Here is a 16,833-nt window from a genome sequence, read left to right as displayed (position 1 = left end):
TGCGCCAGCGCAAACAGCACGGCGAAAAGGTGAGAAGAACAGCGTTGGGATTGATCGGATCGCTTGCCAGGCGAACGCTGGCGTGATGAACACGGGGCGCAGGACCGGCCCCGTTTTCAAAAAGGGGACATCAGGGCTTGCCGCGCGCCTGTCCCACTTCGGCAATCGCATCCTGGAACTCGGCCAGGTCTTCGAAATTCTTGTAGACGGAGGCGAAGCGGATGTAGGCGATCTTGTCCAGGCGCTTGAGTTCCTGCATGACGAGTTCGCCGATATAGCCGGAATCGACTTCGCGCAAGCCGCTGGTCAGCAATTTTTCCTGGATGGAAGCGATGGCCGTATCCACGGAGGCGGCCGCGACGGGACGCTTGCGCAAGGCCAGCATCAAACTGCCGCGCAACTTATCCGCAGCGAACTCCGTCCGGCTGCCATTCTTTTTGACGACGGCCGGCATGATAAGTTCAATGCGTTCGTAGGTGGTGAAGCGCTTGTCGCATTTACCGCAACGGCGGCGCCGCCGAATGGCATCCCCGTCCTCCGATACGCGCGTATCGAGGACCTGGGTGTCGCCGTGCTGGCAAAATGGACATTTCATGGGCTGGCTACAACTTTATAGTAATAATTACGGGAAATCGCCGCCCTTAAATGAAAGGGCGCCCGAATCACTCCGGGCGCCCTTGGGCACGACTGGAATGTGTCAGACAGAATCTTACTCTGTATGACACATTCTGGACAAATAATTACGCGGCGTACACCGGGTGTGCATCGGCCAGCACTTTCACGGCCGCTTTCACGCGCTCGATGGTGGCGGCGTCATGCGGATTGTCCAGCACGTCGGCGATCAGGTTGCCCACTTCTTCCGCTTGCGCTTCCTTGAAACCGCGCGTCGTCATCGCCGGGCTGCCCAGGCGGATGCCCGAGGTGACGAAAGGTTTTTGCGGATCGTTCGGGATGCCGTTCTTGTTGCAGGTGATGTGCGCGGAACCGAGGATGGCTTCGGCTTCCTTGCCCGTCAGGTTCTTGGCGCGCAGGTCGACCAGCATGACGTGCGATTCGGTGCCGCCGGAAACGATGCGCAGGCCGCGCTTGATCAGGGTTTTCGCCAGAACGTCGGCGTTCTTGACCACTTGCTTCTGGTATTCAACGAAGTCAGGGCTCAGCGCTTCCTTGAAGGCGACGGCCTTGCCGGCGATCACGTGCATCAGCGGGCCGCCCTGAATGCCAGGGAAGATGGCCGAGTTGATGGCTTTTTCGTGTTCAGCCTTCATCAGGATGATGCCGCCGCGAGGGCCGCGCAAGGACTTATGCGTGGTCGAGGTGACGAAGTCGGCGAACGGCACCGGATTCGGGTACAGGCCGGCGGCGATCAAGCCGGCGTAGTGGGCCATGTCGACCATGAAGTAGGCGCCCACTTCCTTGGCGATCTTGCCGAAACGCTCGAAGTCGATCTTTTTCGAGAACGCCGACGCGCCGGCGATGATCAGCTTGGGCTTGCGTTCGCGGGCCAGGCGCTCCATAGCCTCGTAGTCGATGTCTTCTTCCGCCGTCAAGCCATACGATACGACGTCGAACCATTTACCGGACATGTTCAGCGGCATGCCGTGGGTCAGGTGGCCGCCTTCGGCCAGCGACATACCCATGATCAGGTCGCCTGGTTTCAGCACGGCAAAGAACACGCCTTGGTTCGCCTGCGAGCCGGAGTTCGGCTGCACATTCGCGCATTCGGCGCCGAACAGCTGTTTTACACGGTCGATGGCCAGTTGCTCGGCCACGTCGACGTATTCGCAGCCACCGTAGTAGCGCTTGCCTGGATAGCCTTCGGCATATTTATTCGTCAGCTGCGAGCCTTGCGCTTCCATTACGGCCGGCGATGTGTAGTTCTCCGACGCGATCAGTTCGATGTGGTCGTGCTGGCGCGTGTTCTCTTTTTGAATGACGGCGAACAATTCAGGGTCGACGTTGGCGAGGGTGTGATCTTTTGCAAACATGTAAAAACTCCAAGGATGAGGGTGCTTGTACTGGCAGGTTGGATCGAATGAGGGGAGCCGGCGTTAATTGAATAACAACATTGGACGGGCAGCCTCTTCGTGCTTTTCCATAGTGGCTACCCAGGCGAACGGCTGATGAAAAATCTCACGTTTCCCGGTGGGTGCCCACCTTTCGCCGGTTTGCCGATCACCATCCAGGGAGATCGCCCGACTTTTCGCCAGTCACGTGAGACGTAATGGAAATCAAATTGTAAGTTAAGTGCCCAAATTGAGCAAGGAATGCAACCGTGCAGCTATAATCGCCGCGCGCCATCGCAGCCCGGGCATGGCCACAGACCGCCCCGGGGCTTGCCTGCGGCTCTTAAGCTGAACTTAAACCTGGCTGCGGCATGTAAGCGTATGTTACGAAGCTTGCCATTATGCACCCCCGATTTACAATGCTGCGGTGCAACTTATATGCAGCTTTTGCATGGCTTTCCAGCAAGCGCCCACCGTCACAAGAAGAAAAATCGCGTAAAATGTTGCTCAATCTCACTACTGGCGCAATAAACATGCCTTCAGTCTTTATCTGGAACGTACGTGTCTACTATGAAGACACCGACGCCGGCGGCATCGTCTATTACGCAAATTACCTGAAATTCTTCGAACGTGCGCGTACCGAATGGCTGCGCGCCATCGACGTGGGCCAGCAGGAGCTGCTGGAACAGCACGACGCGATGTTCGTTGTCAAAAGCGTCAACGCCGACTATCATGCGCCAGCCAGGCTCGATGACACGGTAAGATTAACCTTAAGCATAGAAAAGATGGGGCGCGCCTCCATCGTTTTCCTGCAACAAGCCTGGTGCGGCGAGCGCCTGCTGAACACGGCCCGCGTCAAGATCGGCTGCGTCGACTCGGCATTGCGCCCGCGCGCCGTGCCTGATGCAGTGGCGGCCCGCATGCGCGCCGCCTGAGCCCTACCCGCCACCCCCGGACAATTCACCCAACAGACTGCCAGCCAATGAACGTTACACAAGATCTTTCTTTCCTCGCGCTCATCACCAATGCCCATTTGATCGTGCAACTGATCATGGCCCTGCTGCTGCTGATTTCCCTGACCAGCTGGACCTACATTTTCCGCAAGATGTTTGCCGTGCGCCAGGCGCGCAAGCAAACCATCGAATTCGAACGCAGCTTCTGGGCCGGCGGCAACCTGCATGCGCTGCATCAAAACGCCAGCGGCAACCGCGACCAGAGCGGCGCGCTGGCCCGCATCTTCGACGCCGGCATGGGCGAATTCATCAAGGGCAAGGCATCCTACGGTTCGCGCGAAGCGCTGGACGTGGGCGCCGTGCTCGACGGTGCCCGCCGCGCCATGCGCGCCGCCTTCCAGCGTGAAATGGACGTGCTCGAATCGCATCTGGCCTTCCTCGCTTCCGTCGGCTCCGTCTCGCCCTACATCGGCCTGCTCGGTACCGTCTGGGGCATCATGAACGCCTTCCGCGGCCTGGCCAACGTGCAGCAAGCCACCCTGGCCGCCGTCGCGCCCGGCATTGCCGAAGCGCTGATCGCCACCGCCATCGGCCTGTTCGCGGCAATTCCCGCCGTCGTCGCCTACAACCGTTTTTCGCATGACATCGACCGCCTGGCGATCCGTTTCGAGAGCTTCGTCGAGGAATTCTCCAACATCTTGCAGCGCCAGTCGCGCTAAGAGGGAGCAGCGTTCATGGGTTCCTCATTCAATAGCGGCGGCATGCGCGGCGGCCGTGGCCGCAAGTTCAAGTCCGAGATCAACGTCGTGCCGTACATCGACGTGATGCTGGTGCTGCTGATCATCTTCATGGTCATGCCGTCGTCGAACAATCCCAGCGTGGTGAACTTGCCCAACGCGGAAAGGTCGGCGAAGCCGCCCGATGACTATATCCAGATCGTGCTCAAACCGAATGGTTCGCTGTCGATCGGCGTCATCGGCAAGGAACAGTTGTCGCCGGAAACGGAACCGAACCGCGACGCCCTGCTGCGCAAGCTGCGCGGTTTGCACGAGAGCAATCCCGACTATCCCGTGATGATTGCGGGCGACAAGGAAAGCAAGTACGACGATGTGATCCAGCTCATTTCGGAAGCGAAAAAAATGGGCATTACCCGCGTCGGCCTGGCCACCAAGTAAGCACAGCATCCTGTTTCCAGACTTGACCGTTTTTAGATAGACTAGACTTTGCAGACCAAACAAATCGACCATGTACTCGGCAAGCCCTACAGCGTGCCGCGCGAACGCAGCCGCTGGCCCTCGCTGGGCCTGGCGCTGGCGATGCACCTTGGCCTGCTGTTTTTCCTGTGGGTGGGCGTACACTGGCAAAATACGGAACCTGTCGCCGTCGAAGCGGAAGTATGGGACCTGAAAGTGCAGACGGCAGCGCCGCCGCCCGACGTGGCGACGGAACCGGAACCGACCCCGGCGCCGCCACCGGAACCGCAAGTGGAACAGCCGGCCCCGCCGCCACCGCCGCCGGTGGCAGCACCCGAGCCGAAGGTCGACCTGCGCGAGGCGGAGATCGCCCTGGAACGCAAGAAGGCCAAGCTGAAAGAAGAAAAAGAGAAAGCGGCAGCGGAAGAGCGCCGCAAGCAGGAACTGAAGGAACGCGAGGAAGAAAAGCGCGAACTGGAGAAACAGAAGCAGAAAGAAAAAGACAAGGCTGAAAAACTGGAAAAAGAAAAGGCCGACAAACTGGCGAAAGCCAAAGAAGCCAAAGAGAAAGAAAAAGCGGCGGAAGAAAAAGCCGAGAAAGAACTGTCCGATAAAAAAGCGGCGGCGGAAAAAGCCGCCAAAGCCAAGAAAGCGGCGGAAGAGAAAAAAGCCGCCGACAAGGCACGCGCCGCAGAAATGAGCCGCATCACGGGTGCGGCGGGCGCAGGCACAACGGGCACGGCCGAGAAAGCGACCGCGCCACGCAAGGACAGCGGCTATGTCGCTGCCCTGACGAGCAAGATCAAGAGCAATATCGCGTACAGCGGTAGCACGGACGTGCCGGGCAACCCGCGCGCCGTGTTCAAGATCGAGCAACTGCCAACTGGGGAAATTATTTCGGTCCGAAAGATTAAAAGTAGCGGCCTGCCGGCGTATGACAGCTCGGTGGAAAACGCCATTAATAAATCGTCGCCACTGCCGAAGAAAAAAGACGGCACCGTGGAACGCGAGATTGAACTCATATTCGAGATGAAGGATTTGCCTAAATGATGACCATGAAAAAAATGAGCTATGTCGTGCTCTGTGCCGGCCTGATGCTGGGAGCCTCTGGCGCCCAGGCGCAGCTGCGCGTGGAGATTACAGGGATCGGCAGCAACCAGATCCCGGTAGCTGTCGCCAGCTTTGTCAATGAATCGGCGGCGCCGCAATCGCTGTCGGGCATCATCAAGGCCGACCTTGCACGCAGCGGCGTGTTCAAGCTGATCGACGCCGATGCGCCCGTGTCGGAAACGGCGCCCGTCAGCTACGACCAATGGAAGTCGCGCGGCGCAGACGCGCTGGCAGCCGGCACCGTGCAAAGCATGGCCGATGGCCGCCTGGACGTGCGCTACAAGCTGTTCGACACCATCAAGGGCACCCAGATCTCCAGCATGAACAACGCGGCCGCGCCGCAGTTCAACCGCCTGCTGGCGCACAAAATTGCCGATGACATCTATGAGAAGCTGACGGGCGTCAAAGGCGCATTCGCCACGCGCATCGCCTACGTCACGCAATCGGGCCGCGAATACCGCCTGGAAGTGGCCGACGCCGATGGCGAAGGCATCCAGGTCGCCCTGCGCTCGAATGAGCCTATCATTTCGCCATCGTGGTCGCCGGATGGCACCAAGGTGGCGTATGTGTCGTTTGAAAAGAAAAAGCCCATCGTTTACGTGCAAAATCTGGTGACGCGCCAGCGCACCATCGTATCGAATGAAAAAGGCAGCAATTCTGCGCCCACCTGGAGCCCGGACGGTTCGCGCCTTGCCGTGGCCCTGTCGCGCGATGGCCATACCCAGGTCTATACCGTCAATGCCGACGGCAGCGGCTTGCGCCGCGTCAGCAACAGCAGCGGCATCGATACGGAACCGCAATTCTCGGCCGATGGACAAAGCATTTACTTCACCAGCGATCGCAGCGGCGGACCACAAATCTATCGCATGTCGGTCAGCGGCGGCGAAGCCAAGCGCGTGACGTTTGGCGGCTCCTACAACATCAGCCCGCGGATTTCATCCGATGGGAAGACTCTCGCTTATATTTCCCGTCGCGACGGCAATTTCCAGCTCTACGCGCTCGACCTGGCTAGTGGCCAGGAACTGCGTCTGTCGGACACCGCCAACGACGAATCACCGAGCTTTTCGCCCAACGGGAAATATATCATGTACGCGACCGAATCCGGACGACGCAAGTCGCTGGCAGTGGTATCGGTGGATGGCCGCGTCAAACAGCGTTTGACTACGCAAGCTGGCAATATCAAGGAGCCCACCTGGGGTCCTTTTATGAAGTAAATGCTGTACAGTTTCACCTTTAACCATGACCCGGAGAATAAAAATGAGTAACTTTAAAAGTTTGGCTTTCATCGCCGCTACCGCAGCCCTGCTGTCCGCCTGCAGCACCCCAGTCAAAGTCGCAGAGACCCCAGTGGTTGAGCGCGCTCCTGAAAAAGTCGCAGCTCCAGTTGACACCCGTCAAGTTCAGCCAGTAACGACCGCATCGGTCGATCCACTGGACGATCCAAAAGGCGTGCTGGCTAACCGCAGCATCTACTTCGACTTCAACAAATACGTCGTGCGCGAAGCGGACACCCCAGTCGTGCAAAACCACGCCGCCTACCTGGTAAAAACCCCGGCACGCAAGATCCTGATCCAAGGTAACACCGATGAACGCGGTGGCGCTGAGTACAACCTGGCCCTGGGCCAGAAACGTGCTGAAGCCGTGCGCAAGTCGATGGCCGCCCTGGGCGTGCCAGAAGGCCAAATGGAAGCCGTGTCGCTGGGCAAAGAAAAGCCTAAAGCACAAGGCAGCAACGAAGCAGCATGGGCTGAAAACCGCCGCGCTGACATCGTTTATTGATGTTCATGGGTGAGCGCTGCAGCATTGACGCTTACCTAACTGGCCAGTCATAGGCATAATAATGGGGCGCAGCGCGGTGATTCACCGCCCGGCGCCCCGTTTGCATGTTTTGCGTAACCTTTGAAAGCCCGACCCATGATGACATTCTCGAAAGCCGGCGTCGCCGCCGCCTTGATGGCCGCGTTTGCCTACCTGCCCCTGCACGCCAACGCCGCCCTGTTCGACGACGACGAAGCGCGCAAGGCCATCTTGGAGCTGCGCGCCAAGGTGGACGCCATGGCGCGCGACCTGAACGGCCGCATCGACACCAAGGCGGACAAGACCAGCACCTTGAGCCTGCTCAACCAGCACGACCAGACCATGCAAGAGATCGCCCGCCTGCGCGGCCAGATCGAAGTGCTGGGCAACGACCTGGCGAACACGCAAAAGCGCCAGAAGGATTTCTACACCGACATCGACGCGCGCCTGCGCAAGCTGGAGCCGCGCCAGGTCACCATCGATGGCCAGGAAGCGGCCGTAGGCGTCTCCGAGCAAAGCTCGTATGAGTCCGCGTTCGGCCTGTTCAAGTCGGGCGACTACAAGGGCGCTGTCACGGCACTGGACGCCTTCGTGAAACGCTATCCGGAATCGGCCTACGCGGCCAACGCGCAATACTGGCTGGGAAATGCCTATTACGCCCAGCGTGACTGCAAGAGCGCCATCACGGCCCAGCAGGCCGTGCTGAAGCATTATCCGGACAGCCCGAAGGCGCCCGACGCCATGCTCAACATCGCCAGCTGCTACACGGAGCTGAAAGACAAGTCGAACGCGACCAAGACGCTGAACGCCCTGATCTCGCGCTACCCTGACTCCAGCGCCGCCCAGGCAGCGAAGGAACGGGGCGGCAAAAAGTAAAACCGGGGAAAAAGTTGCCCGTTAGGTTTGACAGAATCCCGGGCACCCCCTATAATCTTTCTTCTTCGGGTCGTTAGCTCAGCTGGTAGAGCAGCGGACTTTTAATCCGTTGGTCGCAGGTTCGAATCCCGCACGGCCTACCACGAATACGCAGTACTGATCTGCTTGCGAGTTGTTATAGCAAGCATTTTTTTACGGCACAGTGTTACCGAAGTTGTTGTAAAAAGTTTTTGGGTCGTTAGCTCAGCTGGTAGAGCAGCGGACTTTTAATCCGTTGGTCGCAGGTTCGAATCCCGCACGGCCTACCAAATACTATGAAGAAGCCAACCGTTCGCGGTTGGCTTTTTTGTTTTTCAGAATAGAAACAGGCAGCATTATTTCAGAAGGCGAGCGCGATCGGCACTCGACATCTTCGACCTTAACGCGATACCCATGCCGGCCGCCCCGCCAGATGCGCCACCACACTGCCCATCACCCGCCCCAACGGCACCTCCACCCAGCGGTAAAACGCGGCCCCGGCCACCAGGCTGGCGCCCCAGGCCGTCAGCATGCCCAGCGCCTGCCAGGCCGGCTCCAATGGGACATAGGCGGTAAACAAGGCATTGACCAGCAGGCTGACGGGAAAGTGCACGAGAAACACGGCATACGAGATGCGGCCCAGGGTATTGATGATATGCCAGGCGCCGCCCTGCGCAGGCGTGCGGGCACGGCCGAACAGGAACAGGACGCAGGCGACGATCAGCGCCAGGGCGATGCGGCTGCGGTAGTCGACGGCCAGGGCCAGCAGCACGGGCACGGCGGCCATCGCCATGAGCGCGGTCATGGAACCGGGCTTGCGGGCCGGGTCGCTGGCCCACCAGGCCAGCATGCCGAGGCCGTAGCTGCCGAAGAAATACGGCGCCCAGTTGTCCCAGCCCGCATCGAGATTGAAGTACAGCAGGGAAAAGGTGATACCCAATGTAACGGCCAGCGGCATCAGCCAGCCCATGCGCCGCTGGCCCGCCAGGCGGCCGCCCAGCCACAGCAGCGATACCGTCAGCAGGTATAGCTGGAAATCGATGGCCACGTACCAGGCGCCGGCCGACAGCGATTCATAGCCCAGCACGCCATGCAGCAGCAAGGCATGGGCGCTCAGCTGGCCCATGGTGACGGCGGCCGACATGGAATCATGCAGCATCCAGATACCAGCCACAGGCGTAATGACGGCGGCAAGCAAGGTGGCAGCCAGGAAAGGCGGCGCCAGCTTGGCATAGCGGCGCCAGATCGCCTGCAGCGGCGAGGCGATGCCGGGGCGGCCGGCAGGCGAAAGGGATTTGGCGACGAGAAAGCCGCCGATGACGAGAAACACTTGCACGGCGATGCGCGCGCTGCCGCCCAGCCAGTCCAGCAATGCGGGCCACAGGGGCTGCACATAGTCGGACATGGGCCCGTAAAACGCCAGGTGGTGCAACACGATCAACTGCGCCGCGCCCGCCTTCAAACCATTGATCCAGCCAAACTGCGGACGATTTGCCAGGTCCGCCTGTGATACCGATGCTACTGCCGTCATTCCCATCCCTTGCCATGCCAGGTAGTGTCGCCAGCCCATCGCGCAACGGGCGCGCGGCTGAGGATTTACCGAAAGGCCGATATGATAGCCGAGCCTGGAAGATGGCGGGGCACGGCAGGCAGCTAGACTTCCTGCCCGCCCGCCTCCGGCGCCTCGGCGGACAATGGCTGCTGCGCCAGGATGGCATCGAGCAAACCGGGGAAGCGGCTCTCGATATCGGTGCGGCGCAGGGTGTTCATGTGCGTCGTGCCCGCGTTTTCCGTGTAGACCAGGCCAGCTTCGCGCAAGACCTTGAAATGGTGCGAGACAGTCGACTTCGGCCGTCCGCCATCGAGGTCGCCACAAGCGGCCGCGTCAACTCTGGCCAGGTGGCGCACGATGTCGAGGCGGATGGAATCGCTCAAGGCGTACAGCACTCTTTCGAGCACGAATTCGCTGGCGGAGGGATGTTTGTGTGGACGCATGAGCAGAATCATACAGCATGCGCTATACTAATTCCATTCTTCGAATATTTACGAACTACCGAATCAGTACTTATCTACCTGTCCACCAACACACAAAGGCCACCATGTCCGCCCTCTTCCAGCCATTCAGTCTTAAAGATATCACCCTGCGCAACCGCATCGCCGTGCCGCCCATGTGCCAGTACATGGCCGTCGATGGCCAGGTCAACGACTGGCACCTGTCGCATTACGCGGGCATGGCCCGTGGCGGCGCGGGACTGGTGATCGTCGAAGCGACGGCCGTGGCGCCAGAAGGCCGCATCACGCCCGGCTGCACGGGCATCTGGAACGATGATCTGGCGCAAGCCTTCTTACCTGTCGTGAAAGCCATCAAGGCGGCCGGCTCCGTGCCCGGCATCCAGATCGCCCACGCGGGCCGCAAGGCCAGCGCCAACCGCCCATGGGAAGGCGATGACCATATCGCTGAAGGTGATACACGCGGCTGGCAAACCATCGCCCCGTCCGCCATTGCCTTTGGCGGCGGCCTGCCGAAAGTGCCGCGCGCCATGGACCTCGACGATATCGCCCGCGTGCGCCAGAACTTCGTCGACGCCGCCGTGCGCGCCCGCGAAGTGGGCTTCGAATGGCTGGAACTGCACTTCGCCCACGGCTACCTGGCGCAAAGCTTCTTTTCCGCCCACTCGAACCAGCGCGACGACATCTATGGCGGCAGCGTGGAAAACCGCAGCCGCTTCCTGCTGGAAACCTTGAAAGCCGTGCGTGAAGTGTGGCCCGAGCACCTGCCGCTGACGATCCGCTTTGGCGTGCTGGAATTCGACGGCCGCGACGAGCAAACCCTGCTCGAATCGATAGGCCTGGTGCGCCAGTTCAAGGATGCGGGCATGGATATGCTCAGCGTCAGCATGGGCTTCACGATTCCCGACGTATCGATTCCGTGGGGCCCCGCCTTCATGGGCCCGATTGCAGAAAGAGTCCGCCGCGAAGCAGGTGTGCCCGTCTCGTCCGCCTGGGGCTTCGGCACGCCGGCCATCGCCGAGCGTGTCGTCAAGGAAGAACAGCTGGACGTGGTGATGGTCGGCAAGGCGCACCTGGCCAATCCGCACTGGGCATACTTTGCCGCCAAGGAACTCGGCGTGGAGCGCGCCTCGTGGACCCTGCCGGCGCCGTACGCGCACTGGCTGGAACGCTATTGATCATCCATCATCCTTGACCGTTGCCGGATGCCCCTCCAGGGGCAGTTCCGGCAGGAACAGCAGGAAGACCAGTCCCAATAGCAGCAGCACGGCGCCGGCGCCAAACACGCTGGCGATCGCGTGGCGGTAGACTTCCACCGTCTGCGACGCCGCGTGCGCACCCAGCGCCGAGACGGCTTCCACGCCATGCTGGTGCAGCTGGTGTGCAAGGATGGCGCCGGACGCCGTCACGCCCAGCAAGCCGCCCAGCGAGCGGAAAAAGGCCAGCATGGCCGTGCCCACGCCACGGCGCGCCAGGGGCAAGGCATTTTGCACGGCGATCGTCATGTTCGGCATCACCAGTCCCAGCCCCGTGCCCAGGAAGAAGATGGCCGGCTCGATGATCCAGTAACCGCGCGACGTTGCCATGGCCCAGGCCAGCACGGCAAACGCCACCAGCGCCACCGCCAGCCCCGCCACCTGCACCATCTTGTACTTGCCCGAGCGCGACAACACCCGGCCGTTGAACATCGACGAGGCCACCAGCCCCACCATCATGGCCACCGTCATCACGCCCGATTCGGCGGGACTGGCGCCCATCACCAGCTGGAAGAACAGGGGGAAGAAGACGCTGGCGCCCATCAGGCCCATGAAAGTCATGGCCATCACCAGGCTGGCGATATTGAAAGTACGGTTCTCGAACAGGTCGGGCGGCAGCACGGGTTCATCCACCCGCCCCACGTGGAAGGCCAGCCAGGCGCCCAGCAGCAGGGCGACGCCACCGCACACCTTGATGGCCAGCGAGTCCCACGGCCACTCGGTGCCGCCCAGCGCCAGCACCAGCAGAGCCGCCGTGATGGCCCCCGTCAGCAAGGCAGAACCCAGGTAGTCGATCTTGTGCGCATGGGTGCGTGCGGGCTTGCGCATGGCGCGCGCAATGATGACAAAGGCGGCCGCGCCGATGGGCAGGTTGACATAGAAAATCCAGTGCCACGACAAGGCATCCGTAATGACGCCGCCCAGCACGGGGCCCAGCACGCTGGTGACGGCAAACACGATGGGCACCATGCCCTGGCGCTTGCCCCGCTCGGCCGGCGGCACGATGTCGCCGATGATGATTTGCGCCAGCGGCATGAAGCCGCCCGCGCCGAGGCCCTGGATGGCGCGGAAGATGATCAGCTCCGTCATGTTCTGCGCCAGCCCGCACAGCACGGAACCGAGCAAAAAGGTCAGCAGGGCCGTAAAGATCATGGGGCGGCGACCATACTGGTCGGCCAGCTTCCCGTACAGGGGCATGGTGGCCGTCGACGCCAGCACATACGCCGTGACCACCCACGACAGATGCGCCATGCCGCCAAGGTCATCGACGATGCGCGGCAAGGCCGTGGCGACGATGCTCTGGTCCAGCGCACCAAGGCCCAGCACGGCCATCAGGCCCAGGTAGATGGCGCGCACTTCGCGCTCGGTGACGGGTTTGGCCGCGTCTTTTTCTGCGCCTGCGGCGTGATCGTGGTCGCTCATGCCTGGCCTATCTCAAGCAGGGGCTGCATGGCGGCGGCCAGCGCATCGATCTGTTGCGGCGACAGGCGGGCGATGCGCCGCGCCAGCGCATCGCGGCGCCGCGCGCGCAAGGTTTCGAGGACGGCCAGGCCTTGCGCGGACACTTGCAGACCGGAACGGCGCCGGTCCTGCGGATCGGGTGCGCTGCGCTCGACCAGCCCCGCTTCGGCCAGCGACTTGACTTGCGCGCTGACGGTGGGCCCGCGCACATTCTGCAGCCGCGCCAGCGCTGCCACGCCGATGCCTGGCTGCTCGTGGATCAGCGCCAGCAGCATGGTTTGCATCATCGATACACTGCCTTCCAGCTCGCCCCCTTCGCGCTGCATGGAACGCAGCAAGCGCTTGAACGCCGTACGCAATTCGTCGGACAGCGCCAGCGCGCGCTCGGGGATGGGAAGGTCTTCGATAGTGGACATGGCATATATATAGGTAGGCTACCTACCCATATTAGACCGCGCATCAGGACCATGCAAGGCTTTTTCCTCCCCTGCCCTTCCCAAAACCGCCTTTGGCCGTCATAATAGCCGCCCTTGGGTCGTTAGCTCAGCTGGTAGAGCAGCGGACTTTTAATCCGTTGGTCGCAGGTTCGAATCCCGCACGGCCTACCAAGAATTTGCAGTCCGCTTACTTGCCTTCATGGCAAGCACGTACCGCACAGTGTTACCGCAGCAAGTAGTCAAAGTTTTTGGGTCGTTAGCTCAGCTGGTAGAGCAGCGGACTTTTAATCCGTTGGTCGCAGGTTCGAATCCCGCACGGCCTACCAAATACTTCAGAGAAGCCCACGAATTTCGGTTCGTGGGCTTTTTTGTTTTCCGCGCCAGCTATTCCATTGCCTCCCCATACCTGCCCGGCGTCACGCCCATCACCCGCTTGAACATGGCGATGAAGGCGCTGACGTTGTCGTAGCCCAGGTCCAGCGCAATGGTCGTGACGGGCCGGCCGGCGGCCAATAATTCCAGGGCGCGCAGGATGCGGGCGCGCTGGCGCCAGGCCGAGGGGGTAAAGCCGGTCTCGATCGTGAAGCGGCGGGCAAGGGTGCGCGGCGACACGCCGGCCCAGGCGGCTAGCGCTTCCACGCCCCGCTCGTCGGCCAGGTCATCGAGCACGGTGCGCGCCACGCGCAACAGGCGCGGGTCCGTGGGCAAGGGCAAGCCGAATGGCTCGTGCGGCGAGGCAGCGATCTCGTCAAGAATCACGCCCGCCACCCGGGCTTGGCGAGCATCGAACGCGCCATCGTTCCAGGCGCTGGCGCGGGCCACCGCCTCGCGCAGCAAGCCCGAGACGCGCATCACGCAAGGCGCGGCGGGCAAGCTGGCGCAACTGGCCTCGTCCACATACACGCTCCAGCCCGCAAACGGGCCATGCGAACGCAGCGCATGGATGTGATGGGGCGGCATCCACACGCAGTGGCTGGCAGGCACCACCCACTGTCCGCTGTCGGCGGCAACGGAGAGCAAACCCCGCACCGCACCGAACAGCTGGCCGCTGGCATGGCGGTGCGCCGCCGTCACCCGTTCCTGCGGCTGGGCAATGCGCATGGCACGCAACGGCGACGGCAGCGACGCTGGCAAAATTGACGGATTTGACGTATCGAATGACATAAACAACGCAGGCAAGACAATCCCGTCATCATACAGTGGAGTCTTTCCATCGTTCAGGAGTTCACCATGCGTGCAGAAGACGTATTAGCCGATCAACAAAACCAGGGCCAGTTCAATGGCGTCACCGTGCGCAAGGGCACGGTGGGCGCCTTCCTCGCCAATGCCAGGCTATGGCTGGATGACGCCAGCAGCATCGACGAAAAGGCCGTCGCCGAGCGCGACATCCTCGACGCCTTGCCCGCCCTGCACGCGCTGGGACTGTTCGACATTCTGCAGGTGCGCGACGCGGCGCTGCGCGAACTGGTGTCGCCATCGGGAGCCTAGGCGGCACCGGCTCGTGCCCGGCGCGCATTTCCTCTATCATGCTGCTTTACCCGCCTTCGCACCCGCCATGCCGTTTACCATTGCCACCCCCGTCCACAGCGAACTGATCATCAAGAAAAGCCGTTTCATCGGTTGCGTGCAGCCGATGACGGACCGCGCCAGCGCGCAGCAGGTGGTCAATGACTTGAAGGCGCAGCATCCGGGCGCCTGCCATGTGTGCTGGGCCCTGCTGGCGGGCGGGCAATCGGCGGCCGTCGATGATGGCGAACCGAGCGGCACGGCCGGACGGCCCATGCTCGACGTGCTGCGCCACCAGGACCTGGAAGGCGTGCTGGCGACAGTCGTGCGTTACTTTGGCGGGATCAAGCTGGGCGCCGGCGGCCTGGTGCGCGCCTATACGGACAGCGTGGCGCAAGCGCTGTTGCAGGCGGAAAAGACGGCCATCGTGCGCCAGCGAACCTTGCGCTGCACGGTGCCATATGCGATGGAAGGCATGCTGCGCCGCGAACTCGATAGCGCTGGCGCCACCTTGCAGAACGTGGCGCACAGCGAAGACGTGCTGTTCGACTTCAGTCTGCCTGAAACGGCCGCCACCGCCCTGCTCGCCCATCTGCATGAGGCGGGCAATGGACGCATCGCCTGGCTCGACGCCGAGGACTGAGAATCGGACTGGGACTGGGACTGGGACTGGGACTGGGACTGGGACTGGGACTGGCGCAGCTTATTGCACGCGGCGTACCTTGGGCGAGTTGTTCGTGCCTTCGATCTTCAGAAAGAAGGTGCCGACGAAATTGCGTTCGACCGTCACCTTGGGATTGCTCAGCGGCGGCAGCACGGCGGAGCTTCCATCGACGATACGCCACACCTGGCCATTGCTCAATTTGATCAGTTCGTTGCCACTCCAGCCATCAAACTTGCCGGCGATGCTGCTGCTGATCGACTTGTGTTCTTCCGGCTCGGCTGCCTTGGGCGCCTTGACCGTTTCCATGCCAAAGCTCTGCTCGCGCTGCTGCGCGGTCGGCACCGCGACAACGGGGGCGGCGACAGGCGCGGCGGCGCCCAGAGGAATGGCGTCATAGCATTTCACGCGGCTGGCGATATCGGTCAGCGAACGGCATTGCAACATGGCAGTATCATCGGCCAGGGCCGCGCCCGATACGAACAGCAGCAAAAAGAGAGCTTTCATCGAAATTCTTTCAAAATAAGAGAAGTTACGCCAAACATGCCGTTTGCCGTGCATGCGGGGAATGATTATATCGATAGCCAGGGGCCGTGGCATGACGATCTTGCCACGGCTTGCGCTGCTTGTGCGAAACTCAGACGCCGCGCGGACGTTTGACCTGCAGCAAGATGAAATGCGTCCACGCCAGCGCCGGCAGCACCATCAACAACAACATCAGTCCGGCCGGCATGTCCGGCACGAAGCGCACGAAGCAGCCAAGAAAGCTGGCGATGGCGAGCCAGAAGCGCCAATTGAACGCGTAGGCCTTGCGCGCCACTGTCGCCAGCGCGATGCGCCAGAATTCCAGCAATGCCCACAGGCCGCCCGTCAGCAATAGCCCGGCCAGGGCATTGGCGCCGGGTGCGTCGGCCCAGGTGCGCACCAGGTTGTACACCAGCAGGGGATAGCCGGCCGTAATGGCCAGAGTGGCCGGACCGGCGGCGATGACAGCTTCAAACAACTGCCCTTTGGAACGATGATCCACTACATCACCCCTATGCCACGACGCCCGAATGGGCGGCGATCACTTGCAGCGCGCCGGCAACATCCTGCGTCCAGACGCGCGTAAAACGGAAGTCGCCATGCGTTTCCACGTCGTGATAACTGCCCGTCAGCTGCATGCGCACGGAGACCACGGCCACGTTGCCGTTGATGCGCACATGGCGCTCGGAGGCGCGCAGATCGGTGATGGTCAGCAAGCGCTGCTCATGCGCTGCCAGGTCCGCATGCTTGCTCAGCAGATGACCCAGGTGATTCGTAAACAATAAGTCATCGGCCAGCAGCACATTCAGTGCCGCCACGTCGGAGGCCATCATGGCCAGGCGCAAGCGCTCTTCCGCATCGAGTACTTGAGCTTCCGTTAAAGCATTCATCTTTTTCCTTAAAAAATAGTGCGCCAAATTAGCAAGCGAACAAACATGCAATGCTGGCACGAAATCTACCTTTTCACAATCATCCGGCAGACCTATACCTGCGCTTATGCCTGTGGAGCATATTCATATAGCGT

Annotated in this window: 20 protein-coding genes, 4 tRNA genes and 1 riboswitch; of the genes, 14 read left to right on the top strand and 10 right to left on the bottom strand. The window is 61.4% G+C overall.

From position 1 onward, the window contains the following. Positions 1-130: 130 nt before the first annotated feature. Together nrdR and glyA are read right to left on the bottom strand one after the other, a co-directional pair. Positions 131-595: a transcriptional regulator NrdR gene (gene nrdR, locus CLU92_RS00585; protein ID WP_101480286.1), complete on the bottom strand. Its 465-nt coding sequence runs from the start codon at positions 593-595 to the stop codon at positions 131-133. Between the two features lie 145 nt (positions 596-740). Next, positions 741-1,988: a serine hydroxymethyltransferase gene (gene glyA, locus CLU92_RS00580; RefSeq protein ID WP_101480285.1), complete on the bottom strand. Its 1,248-nt coding sequence runs from the start codon at positions 1,986-1,988 to the stop codon at positions 741-743. A gap of 111 nt (positions 1,989-2,099) precedes the next feature. Further along, positions 2,100-2,224: riboswitch (ZMP/ZTP riboswitch) on the bottom strand. Positions 2,225-2,539: 315 nt separating this feature from the next. On the opposite strand from glyA, the gene ybgC reads away from it, so the two are divergent. The 9 genes from ybgC to CLU92_RS00535 all read left to right on the top strand — a co-directional run bounded on the left by ybgC (position 2,540) and on the right by CLU92_RS00535 (position 8,243). Then, positions 2,540-2,941, top strand: a complete 402-nt coding sequence (ybgC, locus tag CLU92_RS00575) for a tol-pal system-associated acyl-CoA thioesterase (protein ID WP_101480284.1) — start codon at positions 2,540-2,542, stop codon at positions 2,939-2,941. A gap of 47 nt (positions 2,942-2,988) precedes the next feature. Continuing rightward, positions 2,989-3,678, top strand: a complete 690-nt coding sequence (tolQ, locus tag CLU92_RS00570) for a protein TolQ (RefSeq protein WP_046682323.1) — start codon at positions 2,989-2,991, stop codon at positions 3,676-3,678. A gap of 15 nt (positions 3,679-3,693) precedes the next feature. Then, positions 3,694-4,134, top strand: coding sequence for an ExbD/TolR family protein (locus CLU92_RS00565; protein ID WP_242428498.1), 441 nt, complete (start codon positions 3,694-3,696; stop codon positions 4,132-4,134). Between the two features lie 48 nt (positions 4,135-4,182). Continuing rightward, positions 4,183-5,202: a cell envelope integrity protein TolA gene (gene tolA, locus CLU92_RS00560; RefSeq protein WP_101480283.1), complete on the top strand. Its 1,020-nt coding sequence runs from the start codon at positions 4,183-4,185 to the stop codon at positions 5,200-5,202. A gap of 5 nt (positions 5,203-5,207) precedes the next feature. Further along, on the top strand, positions 5,208-6,476 hold the full coding sequence (gene tolB / locus CLU92_RS00555; protein ID WP_373918887.1) for a Tol-Pal system beta propeller repeat protein TolB: 1,269 nt from the start codon (positions 5,208-5,210) through the stop codon (positions 6,474-6,476). Positions 6,477-6,519: 43 nt separating this feature from the next. Beyond that, entirely contained in the window at positions 6,520-7,041 is a 522-nt protein-coding gene (gene pal / locus CLU92_RS00550) for a peptidoglycan-associated lipoprotein Pal (RefSeq protein WP_101480281.1), read from the top strand. Positions 7,042-7,176: 135 nt separating this feature from the next. After that, a complete protein-coding gene (gene ybgF, locus CLU92_RS00545) occupies positions 7,177-7,935 on the top strand; it encodes a tol-pal system protein YbgF (protein ID WP_101480280.1) in 759 nt (252 codons plus the stop codon). A 67-nt stretch (positions 7,936-8,002) separates the two neighbouring features. Next, positions 8,003-8,078, top strand: a tRNA-Lys gene (locus tag CLU92_RS00540). An 89-nt stretch (positions 8,079-8,167) separates the two neighbouring features. Beyond that, a tRNA-Lys gene (locus tag CLU92_RS00535) sits at positions 8,168-8,243 on the top strand. 110 nt (positions 8,244-8,353) lie between these two features. On the opposite strand, the gene CLU92_RS00530 is transcribed toward CLU92_RS00535, so the two are convergent. Both CLU92_RS00530 and CLU92_RS00525 read right to left on the bottom strand, forming a co-directional pair. After that, on the bottom strand, positions 8,354-9,484 hold the full coding sequence (locus CLU92_RS00530) for an acyltransferase (RefSeq protein WP_101480279.1): 1,131 nt from the start codon (positions 9,482-9,484) through the stop codon (positions 8,354-8,356). 122 nt (positions 9,485-9,606) lie between these two features. Further along, positions 9,607-9,948 carry a helix-turn-helix transcriptional regulator gene (locus CLU92_RS00525; protein WP_101484428.1) on the bottom strand — a complete coding sequence of 114 codons (342 nt, stop codon included), beginning with the start codon at positions 9,946-9,948 and terminating at the stop codon, positions 9,607-9,609. A 104-nt stretch (positions 9,949-10,052) separates the two neighbouring features. Here CLU92_RS00525 and CLU92_RS00520 point away from each other — a divergent pair, with 104 nt between their 5' ends. Then, positions 10,053-11,141, top strand: a complete 1,089-nt coding sequence (locus CLU92_RS00520; protein ID WP_101480278.1) for an NADH:flavin oxidoreductase/NADH oxidase — start codon at positions 10,053-10,055, stop codon at positions 11,139-11,141. Here the strand turns inward: CLU92_RS00520 and CLU92_RS00515 are convergent, their stop codons facing one another. Together CLU92_RS00515 and CLU92_RS00510 are read right to left on the bottom strand one after the other, a co-directional pair. Beyond that, positions 11,142-12,641, bottom strand: a complete 1,500-nt coding sequence (locus CLU92_RS00515) for an MDR family MFS transporter (RefSeq protein WP_243858219.1) — start codon at positions 12,639-12,641, stop codon at positions 11,142-11,144. It lies immediately after the preceding gene. Beyond that, positions 12,638-13,096 (bottom strand): MarR family winged helix-turn-helix transcriptional regulator, encoded by a 459-nt coding sequence (locus CLU92_RS00510; protein WP_101480277.1) that lies wholly within the window; start codon positions 13,094-13,096, stop codon positions 12,638-12,640. The genes CLU92_RS00515 and CLU92_RS00510 overlap by 4 nt, the downstream gene beginning before the upstream one ends. 116 nt (positions 13,097-13,212) lie before the next feature. Between CLU92_RS00510 and CLU92_RS00505 the strand changes: the two genes are divergently transcribed. Together CLU92_RS00505 and CLU92_RS00500 are read left to right on the top strand one after the other, a co-directional pair. Then, positions 13,213-13,288 (top strand) — tRNA-Lys (locus CLU92_RS00505). Positions 13,289-13,367: 79 nt separating this feature from the next. Next, a tRNA-Lys gene (locus CLU92_RS00500) sits at positions 13,368-13,443 on the top strand. Between the two features lie 58 nt (positions 13,444-13,501). On the opposite strand, the gene CLU92_RS00495 is transcribed toward CLU92_RS00500, so the two are convergent. Beyond that, on the bottom strand, positions 13,502-14,218 hold the full coding sequence (locus CLU92_RS00495; protein WP_257560735.1) for a helix-turn-helix domain-containing protein: 717 nt from the start codon (positions 14,216-14,218) through the stop codon (positions 13,502-13,504). A 129-nt stretch (positions 14,219-14,347) separates the two neighbouring features. Between CLU92_RS00495 and CLU92_RS00490 the strand changes: the two genes are divergently transcribed. Both CLU92_RS00490 and CLU92_RS00485 read left to right on the top strand, forming a co-directional pair. Then, positions 14,348-14,605, top strand: coding sequence for a hypothetical protein (locus CLU92_RS00490; protein ID WP_101480276.1), 258 nt, complete (start codon positions 14,348-14,350; stop codon positions 14,603-14,605). Positions 14,606-14,672: 67 nt separating this feature from the next. After that, the gene (locus tag CLU92_RS00485; protein ID WP_101480275.1) at positions 14,673-15,266 is read left to right on the top strand and encodes a YigZ family protein; all 594 of its coding nucleotides are present in this window, start codon (positions 14,673-14,675) and stop codon (positions 15,264-15,266) included. Positions 15,267-15,326: 60 nt separating this feature from the next. Here the strand turns inward: CLU92_RS00485 and CLU92_RS00480 are convergent, their stop codons facing one another. The 3 genes from CLU92_RS00480 to CLU92_RS00470 form a co-directional block, all read right to left on the bottom strand. Next, positions 15,327-15,791 (bottom strand): hypothetical protein, encoded by a 465-nt coding sequence (locus CLU92_RS00480; protein WP_101480274.1) that lies wholly within the window; start codon positions 15,789-15,791, stop codon positions 15,327-15,329. Positions 15,792-15,921: 130 nt separating this feature from the next. Beyond that, positions 15,922-16,311 (bottom strand): hypothetical protein, encoded by a 390-nt coding sequence (locus CLU92_RS00475; RefSeq protein WP_143452496.1) that lies wholly within the window; start codon positions 16,309-16,311, stop codon positions 15,922-15,924. Positions 16,312-16,321: 10 nt separating this feature from the next. Further along, the gene (locus CLU92_RS00470) at positions 16,322-16,699 is read right to left on the bottom strand and encodes a nuclear transport factor 2 family protein (RefSeq protein ID WP_101480272.1); all 378 of its coding nucleotides are present in this window, start codon (positions 16,697-16,699) and stop codon (positions 16,322-16,324) included. Positions 16,700-16,833: the final 134 nt, after the last annotated feature.

This window comes from Janthinobacterium sp. 61, from assembly GCF_002846335.1.
Lineage (GTDB): Bacteria > Pseudomonadota > Gammaproteobacteria > Burkholderiales > Burkholderiaceae_D > Janthinobacterium.
The sequence above is the reverse complement of the archived record's forward strand: the minus strand, read 5'-3'. Positions and strand labels throughout refer to the sequence as shown.